This is a genomic window from Pseudomonas sp. 3MAES_34.3B (assembly GCF_058145875.1).
The window spans coordinates 2,506,254-2,525,219 of the sequence record NZ_CM176960.1 but is presented as its reverse complement, the minus strand read 5'-3'; the positions used below and the strand labels follow the sequence as shown (position 1 = coordinate 2,525,219).

Annotated in this window: 14 protein-coding genes and 1 pseudogene; 6 read left to right on the top strand and 9 right to left on the bottom strand. The window is 60.0% G+C overall.

The features are described 5' to 3' along the window. Positions 1 to 26: 26 nt before the first annotated feature. The gene (locus AC3Z8Y_RS11290; protein ID WP_490089760.1) at positions 27 to 395 is read right to left on the bottom strand and encodes a response regulator; all 369 of its coding nucleotides are present in this window, start codon (positions 393 to 395) and stop codon (positions 27 to 29) included. Positions 396 to 414: 19 nt separating this feature from the next. Next, positions 415 to 1,854 (bottom strand): ATPase domain-containing protein, encoded by a 1,440-nt coding sequence (locus AC3Z8Y_RS11285; RefSeq protein WP_490089759.1) that lies wholly within the window; start codon positions 1,852 to 1,854, stop codon positions 415 to 417. 121 nt (positions 1,855 to 1,975) lie between these two features. Between AC3Z8Y_RS11285 and AC3Z8Y_RS11280 the strand changes: the two are divergent. Together AC3Z8Y_RS11280 and AC3Z8Y_RS11275 are read left to right on the top strand one after the other, a co-directional pair. Beyond that, a pseudogene (locus AC3Z8Y_RS11280) lies at positions 1,976 to 2,923 on the top strand (bifunctional transcriptional activator/DNA repair enzyme AdaA); the annotation flags it as partial. Between the two features lie 49 nt (positions 2,924 to 2,972). After that, positions 2,973 to 4,322 carry a cation:proton antiporter gene (locus tag AC3Z8Y_RS11275; protein ID WP_490089758.1) on the top strand — a complete coding sequence of 450 codons (1,350 nt, stop codon included), beginning with the start codon at positions 2,973 to 2,975 and terminating at the stop codon, positions 4,320 to 4,322. Here the strand turns inward: AC3Z8Y_RS11275 and AC3Z8Y_RS11270 are convergent. The 7 genes from AC3Z8Y_RS11270 to AC3Z8Y_RS11240 all read right to left on the bottom strand — a co-directional run bounded on the left by AC3Z8Y_RS11270 (position 4,319) and on the right by AC3Z8Y_RS11240 (position 13,453). After that, the gene (locus tag AC3Z8Y_RS11270) at positions 4,319 to 4,954 is read right to left on the bottom strand and encodes an HAD family hydrolase (RefSeq protein ID WP_490089757.1); all 636 of its coding nucleotides are present in this window, start codon (positions 4,952 to 4,954) and stop codon (positions 4,319 to 4,321) included. The genes AC3Z8Y_RS11275 and AC3Z8Y_RS11270 overlap by 4 nt on opposite strands. 81 nt (positions 4,955 to 5,035) lie before the next feature. Then, positions 5,036 to 8,113 carry an error-prone DNA polymerase gene (locus AC3Z8Y_RS11265; RefSeq protein WP_490089756.1) on the bottom strand — a complete coding sequence of 1,026 codons (3,078 nt, stop codon included), beginning with the start codon at positions 8,111 to 8,113 and terminating at the stop codon, positions 5,036 to 5,038. Then, positions 8,110 to 9,525 (bottom strand): Y-family DNA polymerase, encoded by a 1,416-nt coding sequence (locus AC3Z8Y_RS11260; protein WP_490089755.1) that lies wholly within the window; start codon positions 9,523 to 9,525, stop codon positions 8,110 to 8,112. The genes AC3Z8Y_RS11265 and AC3Z8Y_RS11260 overlap by 4 nt, the downstream gene beginning before the upstream one ends. Positions 9,526 to 9,532: 7 nt before the next feature. Continuing rightward, entirely contained in the window at positions 9,533 to 10,162 is a 630-nt protein-coding gene (imuA, locus tag AC3Z8Y_RS11255; RefSeq protein WP_490089754.1) for a translesion DNA synthesis-associated protein ImuA, read from the bottom strand. Further along, a complete protein-coding gene (gene lexA / locus AC3Z8Y_RS11250) occupies positions 10,159 to 10,779 on the bottom strand; it encodes a transcriptional repressor LexA (protein WP_490089753.1) in 621 nt (206 codons plus the stop codon). Before lexA ends, imuA begins: the two co-directional genes overlap by 4 nt. Positions 10,780 to 10,794: 15 nt before the next feature. Further along, the gene (locus AC3Z8Y_RS11245) at positions 10,795 to 12,249 is read right to left on the bottom strand and encodes a hypothetical protein (protein ID WP_490089752.1); all 1,455 of its coding nucleotides are present in this window, start codon (positions 12,247 to 12,249) and stop codon (positions 10,795 to 10,797) included. A gap of 181 nt (positions 12,250 to 12,430) precedes the next feature. Next, positions 12,431 to 13,453 carry a zinc-dependent alcohol dehydrogenase family protein gene (locus AC3Z8Y_RS11240; RefSeq protein ID WP_490089751.1) on the bottom strand — a complete coding sequence of 341 codons (1,023 nt, stop codon included), beginning with the start codon at positions 13,451 to 13,453 and terminating at the stop codon, positions 12,431 to 12,433. A gap of 203 nt (positions 13,454 to 13,656) precedes the next feature. Between AC3Z8Y_RS11240 and AC3Z8Y_RS11235 the strand changes: the two genes are divergently transcribed. The 4 genes from AC3Z8Y_RS11235 to AC3Z8Y_RS11220 all read left to right on the top strand — a co-directional run bounded on the left by AC3Z8Y_RS11235 (position 13,657) and on the right by AC3Z8Y_RS11220 (position 18,912). Then, positions 13,657 to 14,571 carry a LysR family transcriptional regulator gene (locus AC3Z8Y_RS11235; RefSeq protein ID WP_490089750.1) on the top strand — a complete coding sequence of 305 codons (915 nt, stop codon included), beginning with the start codon at positions 13,657 to 13,659 and terminating at the stop codon, positions 14,569 to 14,571. 154 nt (positions 14,572 to 14,725) lie between these two features. After that, positions 14,726 to 15,955 carry an ABC-three component system protein gene (locus tag AC3Z8Y_RS11230; RefSeq protein ID WP_490089749.1) on the top strand — a complete coding sequence of 410 codons (1,230 nt, stop codon included), beginning with the start codon at positions 14,726 to 14,728 and terminating at the stop codon, positions 15,953 to 15,955. Continuing rightward, positions 15,945 to 16,610 carry an ABC-three component system middle component 1 gene (locus AC3Z8Y_RS11225; RefSeq protein WP_490089748.1) on the top strand — a complete coding sequence of 222 codons (666 nt, stop codon included), beginning with the start codon at positions 15,945 to 15,947 and terminating at the stop codon, positions 16,608 to 16,610. Before AC3Z8Y_RS11230 ends, AC3Z8Y_RS11225 begins: the two co-directional genes overlap by 11 nt. Next, on the top strand, positions 16,585 to 18,912 hold the full coding sequence (locus AC3Z8Y_RS11220; RefSeq protein ID WP_490089747.1) for an AAA family ATPase: 2,328 nt from the start codon (positions 16,585 to 16,587) through the stop codon (positions 18,910 to 18,912). Before AC3Z8Y_RS11225 ends, AC3Z8Y_RS11220 begins: the two co-directional genes overlap by 26 nt. The last annotated feature ends 54 nt before the right edge of the window (positions 18,913 to 18,966 follow it).

Here is an 18,966-nt window from a genome sequence, read left to right as displayed (position 1 = left end):
CGAAACCTCTTTCATTACGGTATTGATTACTCTGCAGGCCGCCCTACGAATTCGACGACTTCACGGATGACCTGCTCGATATCGAAGGGTTTGTCGAACACCACCGCGAACAGATCCGGGCTGGCCCGGCCGATGCTGCCCTGGGCGCCGCTCATGAGAAACAGCGGCAGGCTGGCAAACAACGGGCGCTTGCGCACTTCGCGAGCGAATTCGAGACCATCCATTACCGGCATCATGAAGTCGGTGATCACCAGGCTCGGCCGCTCGCGATCCAGCACCTCGAGGGCTTTTCGACCATTGCCGGCCTTGACGACCATGTACCCCTCGTCCTCAAGGGCGAACCCGAGGATATCGGCGATCAAATACTCGTCGTCGACTATAAGGATGGTCGTCATTTCAATTTGACTCGATCACTCAGTGGCTTGTGGACGAGGCGCTGCCCGTCAGCACCGCCTCGGCATGTTTGAACGCTTTTTTGAAATCCAGCCCCTTCGCGCCGATCACGACTTCCAGCAATGTCGGGTCGTAAATGCTGTCTCTGATTTTAAGAATGGTCATCATTCGTTTAAGTTCAGACGCGTATTCCACGAACCTCATGACCATGATGTTGTCCACGACGCTGGACATGTCCGGCATTGGCGAATTGATTTCCGGGCCAATCAGGCCTTGCATCTCGCAGGTGACCAGGATGGTCACGCCACGCGCGCGCAATTCACCGGTGAGGGCACTGAAGAAGTCGCTCAGCCGTGCGGGGTTGGTGGTCACCCGGGTCATGCCACCCAGGCTGTCGATCAATACGCGCTTGATGCCGTACGTTTCAACCTGTTCGAGCAGCCGGGCACCGAGGCCGTCGAGCAACCCTTCCGTGGTAGGCTGCCAGCACACGTGCAGCGCGCCACTGCGCTGCAGACCCGGAAAGTCGAAGCCCAATGCCGCCGCCTTCAGCGACAGGCGCTGAGGGGTTTCATAAAAGCCGAAATGCAGGGACGGCGCTTCGGGCGTGCCCTCGGCCAGAAACTGGATACCCAGCGATGTCTTGCCCACGCCAGCTGGCCCCATGGCCAGGGTAGCCGAGGCACGCGCCAGGCCACCGCCGATGATGTCATCCAGGCTTCGCACGCCGGAGCTCACCAATGTGCTATCGGCTGGATCCTGGCGGGAAGGATGGCTGTAAAGGCTTTCAAGCCTCGGGTATACCACCAGCCCATCGTCGTTGATTTCGCAATCGTGCAGGCCCGACAACGCACCGCTGCCGCGCGTTTTGCGCAGCTGGATGCGGCGCACCGAGCGGGAGCCGATCAACTCTTCGCCCATTTCGATCACGCCATCGACCATGGTGTGTTCGGGGCTGCCGTCATCGAGCCGGGCGCTGGTAAGGAACAGCACCGTGCAGCCCGCAAAAGCGGCATGGCCCTGCAGTTCGGCAATGAACTTCTTGGTGTCCAGTTGGGACTCAGCCTTGGTACGGGCGTTGAGCAAGCCATCGACCACCAGCACGGTTGCTTTCTGACGGCCTATTTCGCGGCGCAGCAACTTGACCACTTCCTCCAAGCCTTCGCTTTGCAACGTATCGAACGCGCTCACGAACTGGATCTGCTCGCCTATGCGCGAGGGGTCGAAGAACTTCAAGGTGGACAGGTACTGGAACAGCCGCTCATGCGATTCGGACAACAAGGTTGCCACTAGCACCTTGCCCCCGTTGCGGGCATGGTTGAAGCTCAGCTGGTTGGCCAGGATGGTCTTGCCCGACCCCGGCCGCCCTTGCACGATGTAGGAGGCACCCGCTACCAGCCCCCCCTTAAGCAGGGCGTCCAGGCCTGCTATTCCAGTCGCTAGGCGTTTTAGCTGTTCCAAGTTCAAACCTGCCTGTATATGAGGTACACGGTGCCGACCGGACGGAAGGCGCGCCCCGCCGGTGTAAGATGATGAATTCTATACTGAGCCGGGCGGGAACACACTTTAATACCGCACGTCACAAGAAACGGAGTGTATGGCTTTGCCCATCCGGGCGATATTGGCCCTGTACCCGCCAGCCAGAGCCCTCAGCATGAGCACCGATACCCTCCCCTCCGCCCTCCGGCAACGCCACATTGCCCTGGTTACCGAAGCCTGCCGGCGGATCGACGCCAGCGAGCAAGCGCCACTGCTGAGCGACCTGGCAGGCCAGGCCGGGCTCAGCCCGGGCCATTTTCAACGGGTGTTCAAGGCCGTCACCGGTTTATCGCCGAAGGCTTACGCCCAGGCAGCCCAGGCGCGCAGGGCCCAGGCGCAGCTCGACAGCGCTGGCAACGTTACCCAAGCCATCTACGCAGCGGGTTTCAACTCCAACGGTCGCTTTTACGAAAGCGCTCCGGCCCGGCTCGGGATGACCCCCAGCGCCTGGCGCAACGGGGGCACCGGAACCGATATTCACTTCGCGGTAGGGGAATGCAGCCTGGGCGCTATCCTGGTGGCGCAAAGCCCCCGGGGCCTGTGCGCCATTCTGTTGGGTGATGACCCGCAGGCATTGCTCGAGCAGTTCCAGGATCGTTTTCCGCAGGCACGGCTTATCGGCGCGGATGAAGCCTTCGAGGCCGTGGTGGCTCAGGTGGTGGGCCTGGTGGAAGCGCCGGGGCTGGGGCTGGACCTGCCGCTGGACTTGCGCGGCACGGTGTTCCAGGAGCGTGTGTGGCGAGCACTTCAGGACATTCCCATTGGCCAGACCGTGAGCTATGCGGAGCTGGCGCGGCGGATTGGCGCGCCCACGGCAGTGCGCGCGGTGGCCCGGGCTTGCGCGGCCAACAGCCTGGCCGTGGCCATCCCCTGCCACCGGGTGGTACGCAGCGATGGCGGCTTATCGGGCTACCGTTGGGGCGTCGAGCGCAAGCAGGCCTTGCTTGAGCTGGAAACAAACGGGATTGTTTCCAGCATCCGTTCCAACTAACAGCGCCACCCGCAGTCACAAAACTACATGCTGTTTCGATTGAGACCTGATGAGTTTTATCACTGCGATCACCATTCTTGGCGCGGTCCTGCTATTGCTGGCACTTGCGTCCGCCTACCTGCGCTGGTTGCCTGTCACCACGTCTGCCGTTTGCCTACTGGTCGGCCTGGCCATCGGCCCGGTCGGGCTGGGGGTGGTCACCCTGGATATACGGGAGTCTACCCACTGGCTGGAACGGCTCACTGAAGCGGCGGTGCTGTTTTCCCTGTTCGGTACCGGGATCAAGCTGCGCCTCTCGTTTGGCCGCAGTGCGTGGCGCTGCGCCTACCTGTTGGCGGGGCCGGTCATGGTCGCCTCTATCGTGGGTGTGGCAGTGCTTATCCATTACGCCCTTAACCTGGACTGGGGCGTGTCGCTGCTGGTGGGCGCAATGCTCGCCCCCACAGACCCGGTGTTGGCCAACATGGTACAGGTCAACAGTGCACAGGATTTCGACCGGGTGCGCTTTGGCCTCTCCGGTGAGGCCGGGCTGAACGATGGCACGGCCTTCCCCTTTGTGTTGTTTGGCCTGCTGCTGATCGGGCATGGGGGGCTGGAGGGCGAGTGGCTCACCCGCTGGGTGCTCAAGGATGTGATCTGGGGCGTGAGCGCTGGATTACTGATTGGCTACGGCCTGGGCAGGCTGATCGGGCAACTGATGATTTTTCTCAGGGTGCGTCATCAGGACAGCACCTTGTCGCCCAACGACTTTTTGGCCCTTGCGCTGATCGCGCTGGCGTATTCGGCCGCATGGTACGTAGGCGCCTTCGGCTTTCTGGCAGTGTTCGCCGCCGGGTTGGGGCTGCGCCAGGCCGAGGCACATTCCACCAACTCCGAGGTGCCTGCCGAACAGCTGACGCACCCGGTGATTGGCCACCATCATTTGCCGCTGGAACATGCGGTTGCCAAGCCACTGGATAGCCTGGAAGCGCCTCAACTGGCCGCTGGCGTCATGATGGGCGACATCATGGCCTTCGGCAGTTTGGTTGAGCGGTCCATGGAGGTGCTGCTGATCACGCTGCTCGGGGCGCTGCTCTGGGGCTACTGGGACTGGCGCGGCGTGGGCATTGGCCTGGTGCTGTTCTGTATCATCCGGCCGCTGGCAGTCTGGGGGCTGGGGGGTAGCCGTGCCCTTCTCAGCCGGCATCAACGTGTGCTGCTGGGCTGGTTCGGTATACGCGGCATCGGTTCGATCTACTACCTGTGCTTCGCCCTTCAGCACGGGTTGTCCGATGAAGTGGCCAGAACCTGCACCAGCCTGACGCTCACCGTGGTGGCTTTGAGCATCGTTGTGCATGGGGTGAGCACCCAGCCCCTGCTGGACCACTATGAGCGTCGCAACAACCAGTCGGTGGACTAAGCCAGCAAACGCGCGACATCGTCATATGTTGGCGCCAGGTGGAACCGTGGCTCGCCAACGTAGGCACTGAAATCCTCTTCGCCATACCCGGCCACCCAGGTACCTGCGGCCAACCCTGCCTCCACGCCGGCATGGCTGTCTTCCACCAGCAGGCAGCGCTCGGGGGCAAGCTCCAGCGTGTCAGCGGCTGCCAGTATCAAGCCCGGCGCGGGCTTCCAGGCGTTCACTTCATAAGCACTGACGATGCGGCCGTCGAAATGGTCGAGCAGCCCGGCGCTGCCCAGGCAGGTTTCTATCTTGTTGCGCGGGCCATTGGAGGCCACGCATTTGGGCAGGCGAAGCTGTCGCACGAACGCCAGCGCGCCGGGCATCGGCTGCATGCCTTGCGCGAACCTTGCCAGGCTGACCTCGCGAAATATTGCCATGAACGGCTCGGCTTCAAGCCATGGGTACGCTTGGACCAGGCGCGCCGTGAAGACCTTGAACTGCACCCCGCGAAAGCGCCCGAGTACCTCGTCCTGGGGCAAATGGATGTCTCGCTCCACGAGCATTTCCCACAACAGGCCTGCGGCGATGCGCTCGCTGTCCACGAGGGTGCCGTCCGAATCGAAAATCACACCATCAATATTCACGCGCTGGGCTCTCCTTCATTGGCCAGTGAGCTATGACAACGGTACGGCGTCGGTGTTGCGTAGCTGGCCCACCGCCCCGCTTCAATGGAAGTCCCGGCTGCGAACATCCAGCCCGGTGAGCAGAGGCGTCATGTCCAGCAAGTTACGTGCAATAAGATGACACACCTCACCCTGACGCTCGAACCGGCCTTGCACCTGCAACAACCGGGCGCCCACGAGCGCCTTTCGCTGCCGTTCGGCCAGGTCGCGCCACACGATCACATTGACCATGCCGAATTCATCCTCAAGGGTAACGAACGTGACACCGCTGGCCGTGCCGGGCCGTTGCCGGCTGGTGACAAGCCCGGTCACGTTGACCGCGCGCCCATGAGCAATATGGGCAAGGTCTCGGGAGCTGCGGCAGCGCCATTTGGCCAATGCGCCGCGCAACATGGCCAGTGGGTGCCTGCCCAAGGTAGTACCGATGGAGGCATAGTCGGCCAGCAAGTCTTCTCCAGCGGTGGGCACCGGAAGGAAAACGTCCGCATCGGGTACAGGTTCGACCCCTTCGAACAGGGGCAATTGTCGCTCTACGCTGGCCACTTCCCAGCGGGCGCGGTGCCGGTTCCCGACCAGGCCACGCAAGGCGCCTGCATCGGCCAGCAGCTCGCGCGCGCGGTTGTCCAGCCCTGCCCGCAATGCCAGGTCCTGCACGCTGGAGAATGGCGCTGCTTCGCGGGTTTCACTCACGCGCTGCGCGGCCTGCTGGGCAAGCCCGCGAATCATGCGCAAGCCCATGCGAATGGCCGGCTGCTCTTCTGTGCAAGGCTCGAGCGTGCAATCCCAGTCGCTGTAGCGTATGTCTACCGGCCGCACCTCGATGCCGTGGCGCCGTGCATCCTGCAACACCTGATCCGGATTGTAGAAGCCCATGGGCCAGCTGTTGACCAACGCGCAGGCGAACGCTGCGGGTTCGTGGCATTTCAGCCAGCTGCTGGCATAGGTGAGCAAGGCAAAGCTGGCGGCGTGGGATTCAGGGAACCCGTAGCTGCCAAAGCCCTTGATCTGCTCGAAGATCCGTTGGGCAAACGCTTCGCTATAGCCATTGCGCAGCATGCCTTCACGCAGGCGCTGCTGGTGTGGGTCCAGCCCGCCGTGGCGCTTCCAGGCGGCCATGGAACGGCGCAACTGGTCAGCCTCGCCAGGGGTGTAATCCGCCGCCAGGATAGCCAGCTGCATTACCTGTTCCTGAAACAGCGGCACGCCCAACGTGCGTTTGAACACCGCTTCGAATTCCGGCGACGGGTAGGTGACCTCTTCTTCGTGATTACGGCGGCGCAGGTAAGGGTGCACCATGTCACCCTGGATGGGGCCGGGGCGTACGATCGCCACCTCGATCACCAGGTCGTAGAAGTTGCGCGGCTTGAGGCGGGGCAACATGGCCATTTGCGCCCGTGATTCTATCTGGAATACCCCTACCGTATCGGCCTTGCCGATCATGTCGTAGGTCGCCGCGCAATCGGCGGGCACCGTGGCCAGGGTAAGGTGGCGGCCGCGGTAGTGCTTTACCAGGTCGAAGCAGCGACGGATCGCGGTCAGCATGCCCAGAGCAAGGATATCGACCTTCAGCAGGCCAACCATGTCCAGGTCATCTTTGTCCCATTGAATGACGGTGCGGCCTTCCATGGCGGCGTTTTCCACCGGCACCAGGGTTTGCAACGGGTGCTCCGAAATCACGAAACCGCCAGGGTGCTGGGACAGGTGGCGAGGGAAGCCTATCAACTCACCGGTGAGGGTCAGCACCCGGCGCAGTACCGGGCTGGCTGGGTCGAAACCGGCTTCGGCGAGCCGCTCTGGCGATGGCAGTGCGTCGCTGAAGCGCCCCACGCAACTGGCCAGGGCATTCACCTGGTCCGGGGGCAGCCCAAGGGCCTTGGCCACATCCCGCACGGCCCCCGCAGCCCTGTAGGTGCTGGCGATGGCCGTGAGCGCGGCCCGATGGCGGCCATAGCGGTTGAACACGTACTGGATGACTTCTTCACGCCGCTCATGCTCGAAATCCACGTCGATGTCTGGCGGTTCGTTGCGCTCGCGTGAAATGAAGCGTTCGAACAACATGCTGGTATGGGCAGGGTCGATAGCAGTGATACCCAGCGCAAAGCATACGGCCGAGTTCGCGGCAGACCCTCGCCCCTGGCACAGGATGCCCTGGCGCCTGGCGAAGTCGACAATGTCATGTACGGTCAGAAAATACGATTCATAGGCAAGGTCGGCGATGATCTCCAGCTCACGCTCCAGCATGGCCCGCACGGGCGCCGGGGTACCCTCTGGCCAGCGCTCGGCCGCGCCGCGCTCGGTCAGGGTACGCAGCCACGCCGTGGGGGTTTGGCCGGCAGGCACCACTTCATGGGGGTACTGGTAGCGCAGTTGGCCGAGGTCGAAACGGCATCGCTCGGCGATGTGCACGGTTTCGGCCAGCAAGGCCGGCGGATATAGCTCGGCGAGCTGGGCCAGGCTGCGCAAATGACGCTCGCCATTGGGGAACAGCCACTGGCCCGCCTCGGCAACGCTGACATGATGACGTACGGCGGTGAGGGTATCCTGCAACGCCCGCCGCCCGCGAGCATGCATGTGCACATCACCGCTGGCCACGCAACGGATGCCCAGCTTGACGGCCAGGGCCTGCAGATGCGCCAGGCGCTGGGTGTCATCGGCACTGCGGTGCAATTCCACCGCCAGCCACAAGCGATCGCCGAACAGCTGTTGCAGCCACTGGCCGTGCTCAATCTTCAACCCAGGCGAAGGCAGCCACAGGGCCAATAGCCCGGACAGGTCCACCTCTTGATAGTCACTGGCCAGAGAACAGTAACTGCCCTTCTCGGCCCGCCGCCGCGCCAGGGTGATCAAGTGGCACAACGCTTGATACCCGCCCAGGTCGCTTACCAGTACGACCAGCCGCGCACCGTTGTCCACCTGGATCTCGCTGCCCACCAGCAAGGGCACCGAGCATTCCCGGGCCGCCTGCCATGCCCGGACAATGCCGGCCAAGGTGCATTCATCGGTAATGGCCAGCGCGCGGTAGCCATGCCGGCGGGCGCGGGTGAACAGCTCCATGGCGGTAGAGGCGCCCCGCTGAAAGCTGAAACTGGACAGGCAGTGCAGCTCGGCATATGCAGTCATCCGAACCACCCCTGCAACCACCAACTGTCATCGCTCACAGCCTTGTAGGCCCAGGCTTGTCGCCCCGAGGCCAGGCGCAAGCGGAAGTAGTCGCGGCGCACATCGCCACCGTCCCACCATCCGCTTTCAATCCGCTCCGGGCCGGAAAGCGATTGCCAGCGGCCGTCGGGAAGTGGCTCGGGGTTGGGCAACAACCAACCGGGGCGCAAGGGCGCAGGGCCAGCGTGCAGCTGAAGCCCAGGGGTGTCCTCCAGTGCCCAGGCACGCTCGGGGCGATGGTCAGCCAGGTAACGAAGGCAGGCCACGGCGTCGTCACCCAGGCGGGCACGCAAGCGTTCACGCAGCTGTTCCCAGCCCTGCCCGGCGGCCAGCCTCGCCTCGAACAACCCATGCGCTACCGGGACATACGCCGGCAGCTCTCTGGCCACCAGGCGTACATTGCGTACCGGCCGGGTAACCTGCACCGGCTCCAGGCGGCCACGGGTGAGTTCGAACAGCAGGTTGGGGTCCCGCTCCGCCGTGAGCAACCCTACCGGAACCTGGGTGTCCGCGCCCTCGGCATGCTCCAGGTGAACCACAAAACGCTGTACCCCGCCATCACGGCTGGCCAGAAACACACCCAGGTCGCTGATCAGTCGCCGTAACGGAAACAGCAAAGCCTCGGTGGATTCAACGTCAAAATTAAGCTCGATACGGCTGTCGAAACCTTCCGGTAACGCGAAGAACTCCAGCGCCTGGGGCCGTAGCCCTTGCAACAGATCCAGTTGCATGAGCAATTGGGCCGGGAACCGTCGTGCCAGCGCCGCGCGCTCAAGCCGCAGCAATTGGCCAACCTGGCGCAGCCCCATGCGCATGAGTGCCGTTGCCTGCTCTTTGGCCAAGCCAATCCTGTCTACGGGCATTTGGGCCAATACGGCCTGCAGCTGAGTAGGTGAAGTGACCGCAAGGCCATCGTGCACATTGGCAAGCATTCGGGCGGCCACGGGGTTGGTGGCCAGCACGATACGGTGCGCGAAACCCATGGCTTGCAGTTCATCGCGCAAACGGGCCTCGAAGGCCGGCCATGGCCCGAACAACCCCATGCCTGAGGCAACCTCCAGCAACAGCGCGCGAGGGAAATGCAGGCTTACATGCGAGCTGTAGCGATAGCCCCAGGCGGCGAGCAATTGCTGGGCCTGGCCGACCTGAGTGAGGTCGTAGTCCACCAGGTGGAAATCACGGCTTAGGGCATGCGCCGCGCTCAGGCTTTGCCCTGGGCGCAGGCCCAGCGCCCGGGCCGCAGGGTTGACCGCGCGCAGCACGCGCCGTTGGGCAGGCCCACTGACCAGCGCCAGAGGCGCCAGCGGGTCGGGTTGATGGCGCACCACCACGTCCAACGCCAACTGGGGAAACAGGATACAGGCCCAGAGCATGGCGACCTCAGGCGTTGGCCAACCAAGGGATAGGGCGAGCCGGCGGCAAACCACCGCGGCATTTGAGAATGGTCCAGCCAGCGGGCTGCGGGGCGATCGCCAGGCGAAGCGCGGCCGGTGACGGATTGGCCGCCGCCTGGCTGCCGCGCAATACGAACCCCAGCGCCTGGCCTGCCTCGGCGGCTACCTGCAGCCGACGCAAGGCGCGATCATCGACCTGCCCCGCCCAGCACATGACTGCCGCGCAGCTACCAGAGCGCAGGCATTGCTCAGTTGCCCACAACGCCTCCTTGCCTTCGGCTCGCACCAGGGTCAGCCAGCCCAGGTCTACCCCGGCGGCCTGCCAGGCCTGAGGGTTGGGTATGAACGGTGGCGCGACCAATACCACGCGCTCGGCGGCCTGTGTAAGGCGGGCCAGGGTTGGCCACAGTAATTGCAGCTCGCCGCAACCGGTGAAAGGGATAAGGATTTCGCTCAAGGCCCCGGGCGGCCAGCCGCCCGAGGGCAAGGCCTGATCCAGCTGGGCATGCCCTGTGGGTTGGGCGGGCGTTGCGGGCTGTTCGCCCTGGGTATTGCGGCCCTTCCAGACACGGCGCGTGCCCAGCAGGCCATCGAGGCTTACAACCGCCGCGCTCATCGCCGAACCAGCCCGCAAAAGATACCTTCGATCACCAGATCGCGATCCGGCGTTACTGCAATAGGCGTGTAGGCAGGGTTGCGGGGCAACAACCGCACACCTTCAAGGCTGTGTTCGAAGCGCTTGATGGTAACCTCGCCATCCAGCCTGGCGACCACGATCTGCCCGTTGCGGGCCTCCTGCAGCCGCTGCACGCCCACCAGGTCTCCGTCCAGAATGCCGTCTTCAAGCATCGAATCGCCCTGCACCTCCAGCAGGTAATCCGGCACCCGGGAGAACAGCCGCACGTCCAATGCCAGGTGGTCATGCACGCCTACATCCGGATCGATTGGCAACCCCGCCGCGACCCGCCCCATAAGGGGTACCTGGACAAGCTCGGCACGGCCGGCCTGTGCTACCAACCGGATACCGCGCGCCTGGTGAGCCTGGACCTCGATATGACCGGCCTCGGCCAGCGCCACAATGTGCTTGCGGGCCACGCTGCGCGAGGCAAAGCCAAAAGCCTCGCTTATCTCGGCGAGGCTGGGTGATTGACCGTGCAGGGCGATGCGTTCACGGATGAAGGCAAGGACAGCGCGGCGACGTGGGGAAAGAATGTTTGTTTTCATGGAGTACATTTGTACTCCAGCCGGTTATCCGTGACCAGACCCTTTTGTCGATTGCCCCTGCTGCACCTGGGTGAGGCCACGTGTTGTTCGCTCCAACAGCGGGGCGGCATGACAACCGCAAGGGCTATGCAAGGTTGCACTCAGGCGGCCGTAGTGGCTGTTCCCCTTGGTAACCCTGGCATACAGTTGGCGCAACAACGGCAGCGGCAACCCGGATACCTGTTGCAGCCAACCCACTGCCTCGGCGGGGGCAATCTGACCTTCGAGTGCCTGACTCAGCTGCCTTTCACGGTGCAGCTTATCGGGGTGGCAGCACTCCAGAAACGCTTTCAAACCTGCGCCCCGGTCAATGAACGGCTTGAAGACCAAGCAGCACAGCTGCTCTTCGTTCACGCCATAGCGCTCTTCTGAATGCAACTGCAGGCGGTACGCCTGGCTGTCGATGGCACGCTCACCCAGGCAAGCGGCACGCAACCCTGCCAGTTTGCGTACAGGCACCCCTTCCCTTCGCAAACGATCGAATCGGGGGCGTAACCAATCCACAAGCCCTGAAGCGGCATCCTCACCTTTGAGGTGTTTCGCCGCCAAGGCAGACAAATGCGCCCCAAGCAGGTAATCCCTGCAGTCCAGTGCATCGCTTCGCAGGGAAAAAGGATCGAGCTGCATGCCAAGGCACTGCATTGCCTGTTCCCAGCGCACCTTGTGGCTGGGGGAAAGAAACGCCTGCACGTTCAAGGGAGTGGCCAAGGCCTGTTCCGGGGGCTGGCGTGGCGAAGCACCTTCCATCAGCCCAGCTACCCTGTGCAACCAGGCCGGCACCGGCCGGCGTTCACCAGGGCCAAGCCGCCCTGCCTTGCGCAACAAGCGCCTGGCTCGAGCGCATTGACGCAACAAGCCGGCGTGCGGCTGGGCCGTTACCAGCACGTTCGACCGCTGAGTACCCTCAAGCGCCAACAGCAGCAAACGGGCGGTGCTGATGATGCAGTGCTTGCCTTCGAGGCCAATGGCGGCCCGACCCCGATGGCCCGAACCCAGCAAGGCCCTGGCGGTACCTACTTGTGCTACATGGCCCAACCGGGTTCGCTCGTAGGGGTGCAAGCCGGTGCAATCCACAGCAAGCACTTCAACCCGTTCATCCTCATGCAGGAACAATGCGGCACAGGCGCGCTGCACGTTCCCGTGGTCGACGGTACTCATACCTGGGTGCAAGGGGACGGCCACGCGCAACCGGAACGTTTGCCCCTGCGCCTCGGCCAGCAGCAGCTGGGCCCCGCGTAGCAGTGCCATTGTGAGCAAGCCATCCCGATCCCCTGAGCACATCACAACCAGGCGTGCCTGCTGCAACTGCGGGAAACGGCGACCCAACCATTCGGCCAGCCGCAGCATTGCCTGCCGTTGTGCCTCGCCATGGGCATTGACAAGGCGTTGCAGCACTTGGCGATAGATACTGGCCAGGGCTTGTTGGTGTATTTCGCTCATGGGTCCTCCGAGGGCGACCCGCTTTCTTGGTAGCGGATTCAGCGCGGCGAAGGATAGCGATACCGGCCCACCCGGGCAGCGGGTCGAGCCGGAAGATTACTGAAGGAAAAATCTCAAGAGACTGTAGGAAAAGCCGGCGTACGTCAGTGGGCTGCAGTGGCAGCCCGGCAGGAGTCATGCATTACGCGGGTGTTATTTCCAGCACTGCCCGGCCACTGCACGGGCAGTCGTCCATATAGCGATGGGCCTCCACTACCTGCTCGAACGCGAACACCCGGGTTGGCTGAGGTGTGAGCACGCGATCAGCAGTGAGCTGGTTGATCTGCACAAGGGCCTGGCGCACTGCTTCGGCATCCTGAGGGATTCCCAGCTCCGGCTTGCCAGTGAAATTGCCCAGGCAATGCACATGGAACTGAATGTTCTTCTGGAACGCCGCACACGCCGGGAACGGGGTCTGGTTTCCGCCTTGCAAACCATAGAGCACAAGCGTGCCGCGGGGCGCCAGTACATCGCCGAGCAGGGACATCTGCGGCCCGCCCAGCCCGTCGAACACCATATTGACGCCTTTGCCATCGGTGTACTTGTTGATCTGCATGAGCAGGTCCTGGTCGTCCGTGACGATCACCTTGTGCGCACCCAGCGCCAGCAACGCTTCGCGCTGCGCTTCATTGCGGGTGGCCGCGATCACATTCACACCCAGCGCCTTGCCCAGCTGCACGAACGCAGGGCCCGAGCAATGGCTGGCATCGGTGATGAGCGCGGTCTGACCCGGCTGGGCATGGGCCAGTTTCACGTATGCGAACCAGGCGACCAGCAAGGGCGTGTAATGAACGGCCGCCTGCGCCGGCGTGAGCAGGTCCGGGTATCGAGTGAGTGCTGCCGCGGGCATTACCACCTGCTCACCGCACGCCGGGTAGTCGTTGGCGCTGGTGGCGGGGAAGCTCGCCACGCGATCGCCTGGCTTGAACTCGGTCACGCCGGTGCCGACGGCACTGACAACCCCGGCCATCTCATGGCCAATGCCAGCTGGCAGGCGTGCCTGGGAGGGGGCCAGATTCTGCCGCCAGAGCACGTCAAACCACGATATGCCAATGGCAGCGACCTGTACCTGCACCTCGCCCGGCCCTGGCAGCCGAGGCTCGAGCGCTTCGCACTTGAGCACGTCGGCGGGGCCAAACTTGTGAAAACGGATTGTGCGGGACATCGCTAACCTCGTCTGATCACTTCTATTACCACGTAGGTTATCCGGGCTTTGCCCACATCACCACCGAGGGAAATTGATAGTCAACATGCCTAATATTGATCCTCGATTCAATCTCTATAGCGGCGATTTAATATTTGGCGTACACCCAGGCAATCATTCCCCGTACTATCTCCAGCGCCCCGACCCCTGCCTGAGCGATCCAGATGAATCGTAACGACCTTCGCCGCGTCGACCTCAATTTACTGATTGTCTTTGAAACCCTGATGCATGAACGCAGCGTAACCCGTGCCGCGGAGAAGCTTTTTCTCGGCCAGCCGGCCATCAGCGCTGCCCTCTCGCGCCTGCGCAGCCTCTTCGATGACCCGTTGTTCGTGCGTACCGGCCGCAGCATGGAGCCTACGGCGCGCGCCACCGAAATCTTCGCGCTGCTGTCCCCTGCCCTGGATTCGATCTCCACGGCGGTAAGCCGCGCCGCCGAGTTTGACCCGGCCACCAGCACGGCGGTGTTCCGGGTGGGTTTATCCGATGACGTCGAATTTGCATTGCTGCCGCAATTGCTCAAGCGCTTGCGGGCGGAAGCACCGGGCATCGTGCTGGTAGTGCGGCGGGTCAATTACATCCTGATGCCGGCGTTGCTTGCTTCCGGAGAAATCTCGGTGGGCGTGAGCTACACCAACGAGCTGCCCGCCAATGCCAAGCGCAAGGTATTGCGCCGAAGCAAACCGCGCCTGCTGAGGGCCGACACCATGCCAGGGCCGATCAGCCTGGATGATTTCTGTGATCGGCCCCATGCACTGGTGTCCTATGCGGGCGACCTCAGCGGCTTTATCGACACCACCCTGGAAAAGCTGGGCCGCAAGCGCCACGTGGTGCTCGCCGTGCCTCAGTTCAATGGTTTGGGTACGCTGCTGGCCGGTACCGATATCGTGGCTACCGTGCCGGACTACACCGCCGATGCGCTCACCGCAGCGGGCGGGCTGCGCGCCGAGGAATTGCCCATGGAGATGGAGACTTTCGAACTTCACATGGCCTGGCGCGGCTCGCAGGACAACGACCCCAGCGAGCGCTGGCTACGCTCGCGGTTGCAGATGTTTTTTGGGGATCCTGAGAGTCTTTAGGCGTCGCTGGACAGCCTGTTTATCTGATTATTTTTACCTTTCCACAAACCATGGAGCTCCATGCTCTCCAACCTGCGGTTTACAAGACGACATTTACATGGTGATATCTTTGTGCCATTTATGAGTGTCATATCTATACGTGAAGGGAGTCAACGTGAGCGTCAAGAGCAAAGGCTATCCAGCCACCGCTGTGTCTACGTGGAGCGGCTACGTCTACCAAGGGAAAATTGCACTCTATCACTCGCTCAGGTTAATCCATCAGGGCGACTTAGATTTTGAGCTTCAACTAGATAGCAGCGACGATTTCGCCATTTACAAAAGCGGCGCACTTGTAAGCGCTCATCAAGTAAAAGCCAAGATTGGCACGTACAAAAGCGAGTACATCGAGGCACTGGAAAAATCATCTACTGTCGAGTACGATCGAGTTAAAGGCGTATCACGATACTTCCATGTATCGGTCCAACTCAACGATACCGATGATTACACTGGAAACAACAACGAGCTGGTTAAATTCTACTCGTACGGGAACAACAAATATTGCGGTCTAGGCGAAATCGAAGGCCTCACAAAAGCTGTCATCATAGAAATATGCAGCAGCAACTCCATCCTGCTAACCGACGAACTCTTGCACTACAACTACTGCCTTCTGTCTGAAAAGATAAGCACACAAGCAGTCGCAATTCACCGAATGGTACAGGTCGACCGAGAAAAGGCCAACAAGGCAGCGTATGAAAGCCGTATTACAGCCCAGAGCCTAATAGACGATATTATTAACAAAAACCCATACAACAACACTGAGTATTATGCGATCGATCTGAAGGCAAAGCTGCACAGTCATCTAGAAGACAGACTCGATCAAGCCTTACCTGGTATGAGTGACGCCTCGTACGGGCGAGCGCGTCGGCTCTTCGAACATATTCGGGATTCAGAAGCCAGCGAAATGCAGACGCTTTGTCAACTGATAAAGCCATCAGAGCGTTTCTCCAGCATACAAAAAGTAGATATCCGGCGTTATTCCGGCCTTATCGAGGGCATGTCGATTGAGCCGATTTTTAAACAATTCCCGCACTATCTGGACAGTGACAAGCGATTCTATCTTCCGACGGCCCTCGACCTTCCCTTCGTTGATGACCACGAGGGTTGCACTGTAGACCTGCTGGGAGAGATAGATGCCAACGGAGATTTACTCAAGCTGCTGTTTGAGTACAACAACCTCATCCCCAGCAGATCTTCCGAGTCTTTCATCATCAACACCAAGTTCACGCACCCCAACGAACTTGACGATCAGCAGGTCAGAGACCGCATTGACAGCAACATTCTCAAATCATTTTGTTTAAGCATCGTGACTAAAGAAGACGCAGAGGCTCGCTTGAATGATAAATAAAATTATTGATGAGGCTCTCATTTATCATGGATTCACCAAAGACTTTGAAACCGACCTTACGAGCTTCTACGTTCGGGAATCCGGCTCCGCCATCCGCTTTGCGATTTTGCACAAGCTGGATCACTTACCCAGCCCCACCGAACTAAATACTCTTATTAATCAATCGGCCCCCGACTCCTTTCTGAACCATCCAACATTCAAGAAAAACTGTGACCTCATCTGCATCCATCACCTGAACCACCTAGCTGAATTCAAAGACCAGGAAGAACAGATTTTTGCGATTGAAGAGGACCCTCACTTTTTCAAGAAATATGTACTTTACTACAGCGATACTGAGCAGCATGCCATCCAGAACTATACCTTCAACGAACTAGTGGCCACTGTCTCGGACAAGAGCCAGTTCAGCAACTACAAGGAAGACCCTCTGGCCGCGACGCACTACAGTGTTGCAGCAAAGATTTTCATCAAACTTCCTTTTCTTGAGCTCCCGTTCACCCGACGTGAGCTTATTTCCTTGCGCCTGCAAGCAGCCGACGCCGTAGCCGAAGCAGGCCTTGATGAAACCTACACAATCATCCAGAAACTCACGTCGAATAACGCTGAAGAATTGATCACGGAGCTGATGAGCAATGAAATGGAAAATAGCGCGGATTGAAATTTCTCGATTTAAGGCTTTTAAACAAATCAATTTGGATCTTGGCACCTCATCGCTGCTAACGCTCGACGGGCCGAACGGGTATGGAAAAACCAGTGTCTTCGATGCTGTCGAGCTGCTACTCACGGGTCAGATCAAGCGGATCGACAATCTTTTTTCGACATTGATGACGAAGCTCAAAACAAACTATGACGACAACCTATTCTGGAACCAGCGCACCGATCAAAAAGACCTGAGCATCAAAATCGAATTCCATGATGGGGACAAACGCTTGGTTCTGGCCCGGCATTCGCCCGTAAAAGCGTTCGACAAGAAATCGAACAACCGAGCCGACAAGTTCAAGCACTTCAAGCTGTATGAACTTCCCGATTTCGATTCGAAAGCCTTCACGCCGGTCAACCTGCGTGAGAACGGGTTTCTAGACGAAGTCTTCGGCAGAAACTTTCGGGAAAATTTCACCTTCCTCAACTACCTTGAGCAAGGGCAGAACAAACTGCTTCACACGCGAGTAGACGAGCGTAAAGACCAGCTTGGCAACCTGTTCAACATCAACGATGTTGCAGCTGAGATTGAAAATTGCCGCTCACTCTCGACAAGGTTCACAAAATTCCTAGGGGACGAAAAACGCAAAGCTGATGAAGAAGCTCTTAACAATGAGTGCACAGCCCTGCGCGCGATGGTGCAAGCCGATCTGGGAAATAGTGATTACAAAAAGCTGTCGACGGTTGAGGTTGGGCCGGGTTGGGATAAGGAAGATCCCTTCCCCACCTACGACTCAGAGATTCACACCCAGTTCTCAAACGCCATTCGCAAGCTAAATGGCTTGCTCCCTCAGAAAGCAGCCATTCGGGTCAGAGCTCAGAATGATGCCATCAATGCGGACATCGAGTCGCACGCGGAGTCGCTGAGCAGCTTGGCACTGCTGGGCACCGACTTGAACAAATTAGATGACCTGGTACAGATCAAAAAGGAGCTCGACGGGCTCGATAAAGCAGCCAAAATCGTCAAGAAAGGTGCTTCCGCCATCACTGCTGAGCAGGCACGAACACTGCCAAGTTGGGCTGCTGGGCGACTTGAATGGTTTGAAGAGCAAATCAAAGCGCGTAATGACCTGAACATCAAGAACACAGCCAATGACAGCGCCGCTGCCGAACTGGCCCGACTGAAGCAGCAGCTGCTTGATGAGCACTCCAAGCTCCATCCGGACGACAAGTTTTGCCCGTTGTGCGGGAATGACTGGAAAACTCACGTTGCAATGCTCGAGGCGATTGAGGTCAGAGCCCAAAAAATCTCTGACACCTTAGGAAAGGATGGGAAGGCACTCGTCGTGCTAACCACTGCGATGACCACTGAGTTGGGCACCATTGATACATTCATTCAGGGGCGCGAAGCGATCCTTAAACCTGGGTACAACGAGGCACTGCATCAGGCATTGGCCAAAGTTGAAACCCGCCTCCCTGCAATCCAGCAGCTCCTGGAACGGCTCAGGGGCGAAGGCATTCTGATCACCTTCACATTCAACAACGACGAAGTGGTGACAGACGCTCGCCTGGAAGAACTGCGAAAATCGATGCACGCCAAGAAAACGGACGAGACAGTGGCGCTCCCTGACGATTGGCGGCAAACCATCGAAGCAGTCTTCAAGGACTTACAGGATTTTTACATTTTCGACGCTCAGGATTTGGCAAAAAAAGAACTTTACATCACGATCAAAGCCAACGAAGCGCAGAGCAGCCGACTTCAAAAATGCCTTGAAGAACTGCAGAAAATGCAACGCGAAACGGAGGCCGCCACCAGAGCAAAGGGCAAGGTCATCCAGCTGCGCGCTACCTTGGAGAAAGCGGAGCAGAAGTATGCAGATCAGACCATCTCGGAGATCGAGCTCATCTTCCACATCTACAGTGGGCGACTGATCCAGAACTACCAACGCGGCCTTGGGTTGTTCATCGAGAGCCGAGATGGCAAGCAGCTCAGGTTCCTGACGGCAGAAAAATCTGAGCATGACGCGGTGATGTCCATGAGCACGGGCCAGGTGTCGGCGCTGAGCCTGGCCTTCTTCCTGTCGCTAAACAAGGTCTACGCAGAAGTCCCGCTTATCCTCATCGACGATCCATCCCAATCTCTAGACGAGGTAAACATCGCATCTCTGACCGACCTGCTCCGCTGTGAGCTCAAACATAGCCAGTTGATCGTGTCGTCGCACGAGGACGATATCTCGGCGTACATGCGCTACCGCTTCAACCGGGCAGGTCTGACGACGAGCTCGCTCAACATGCAACGCTTGGCCAAGCAAGCGTCCTAATGGTCACCGCGTAGCAATTCAGCGACAGGAGTAACCGGAGCGAGTCATCGATAC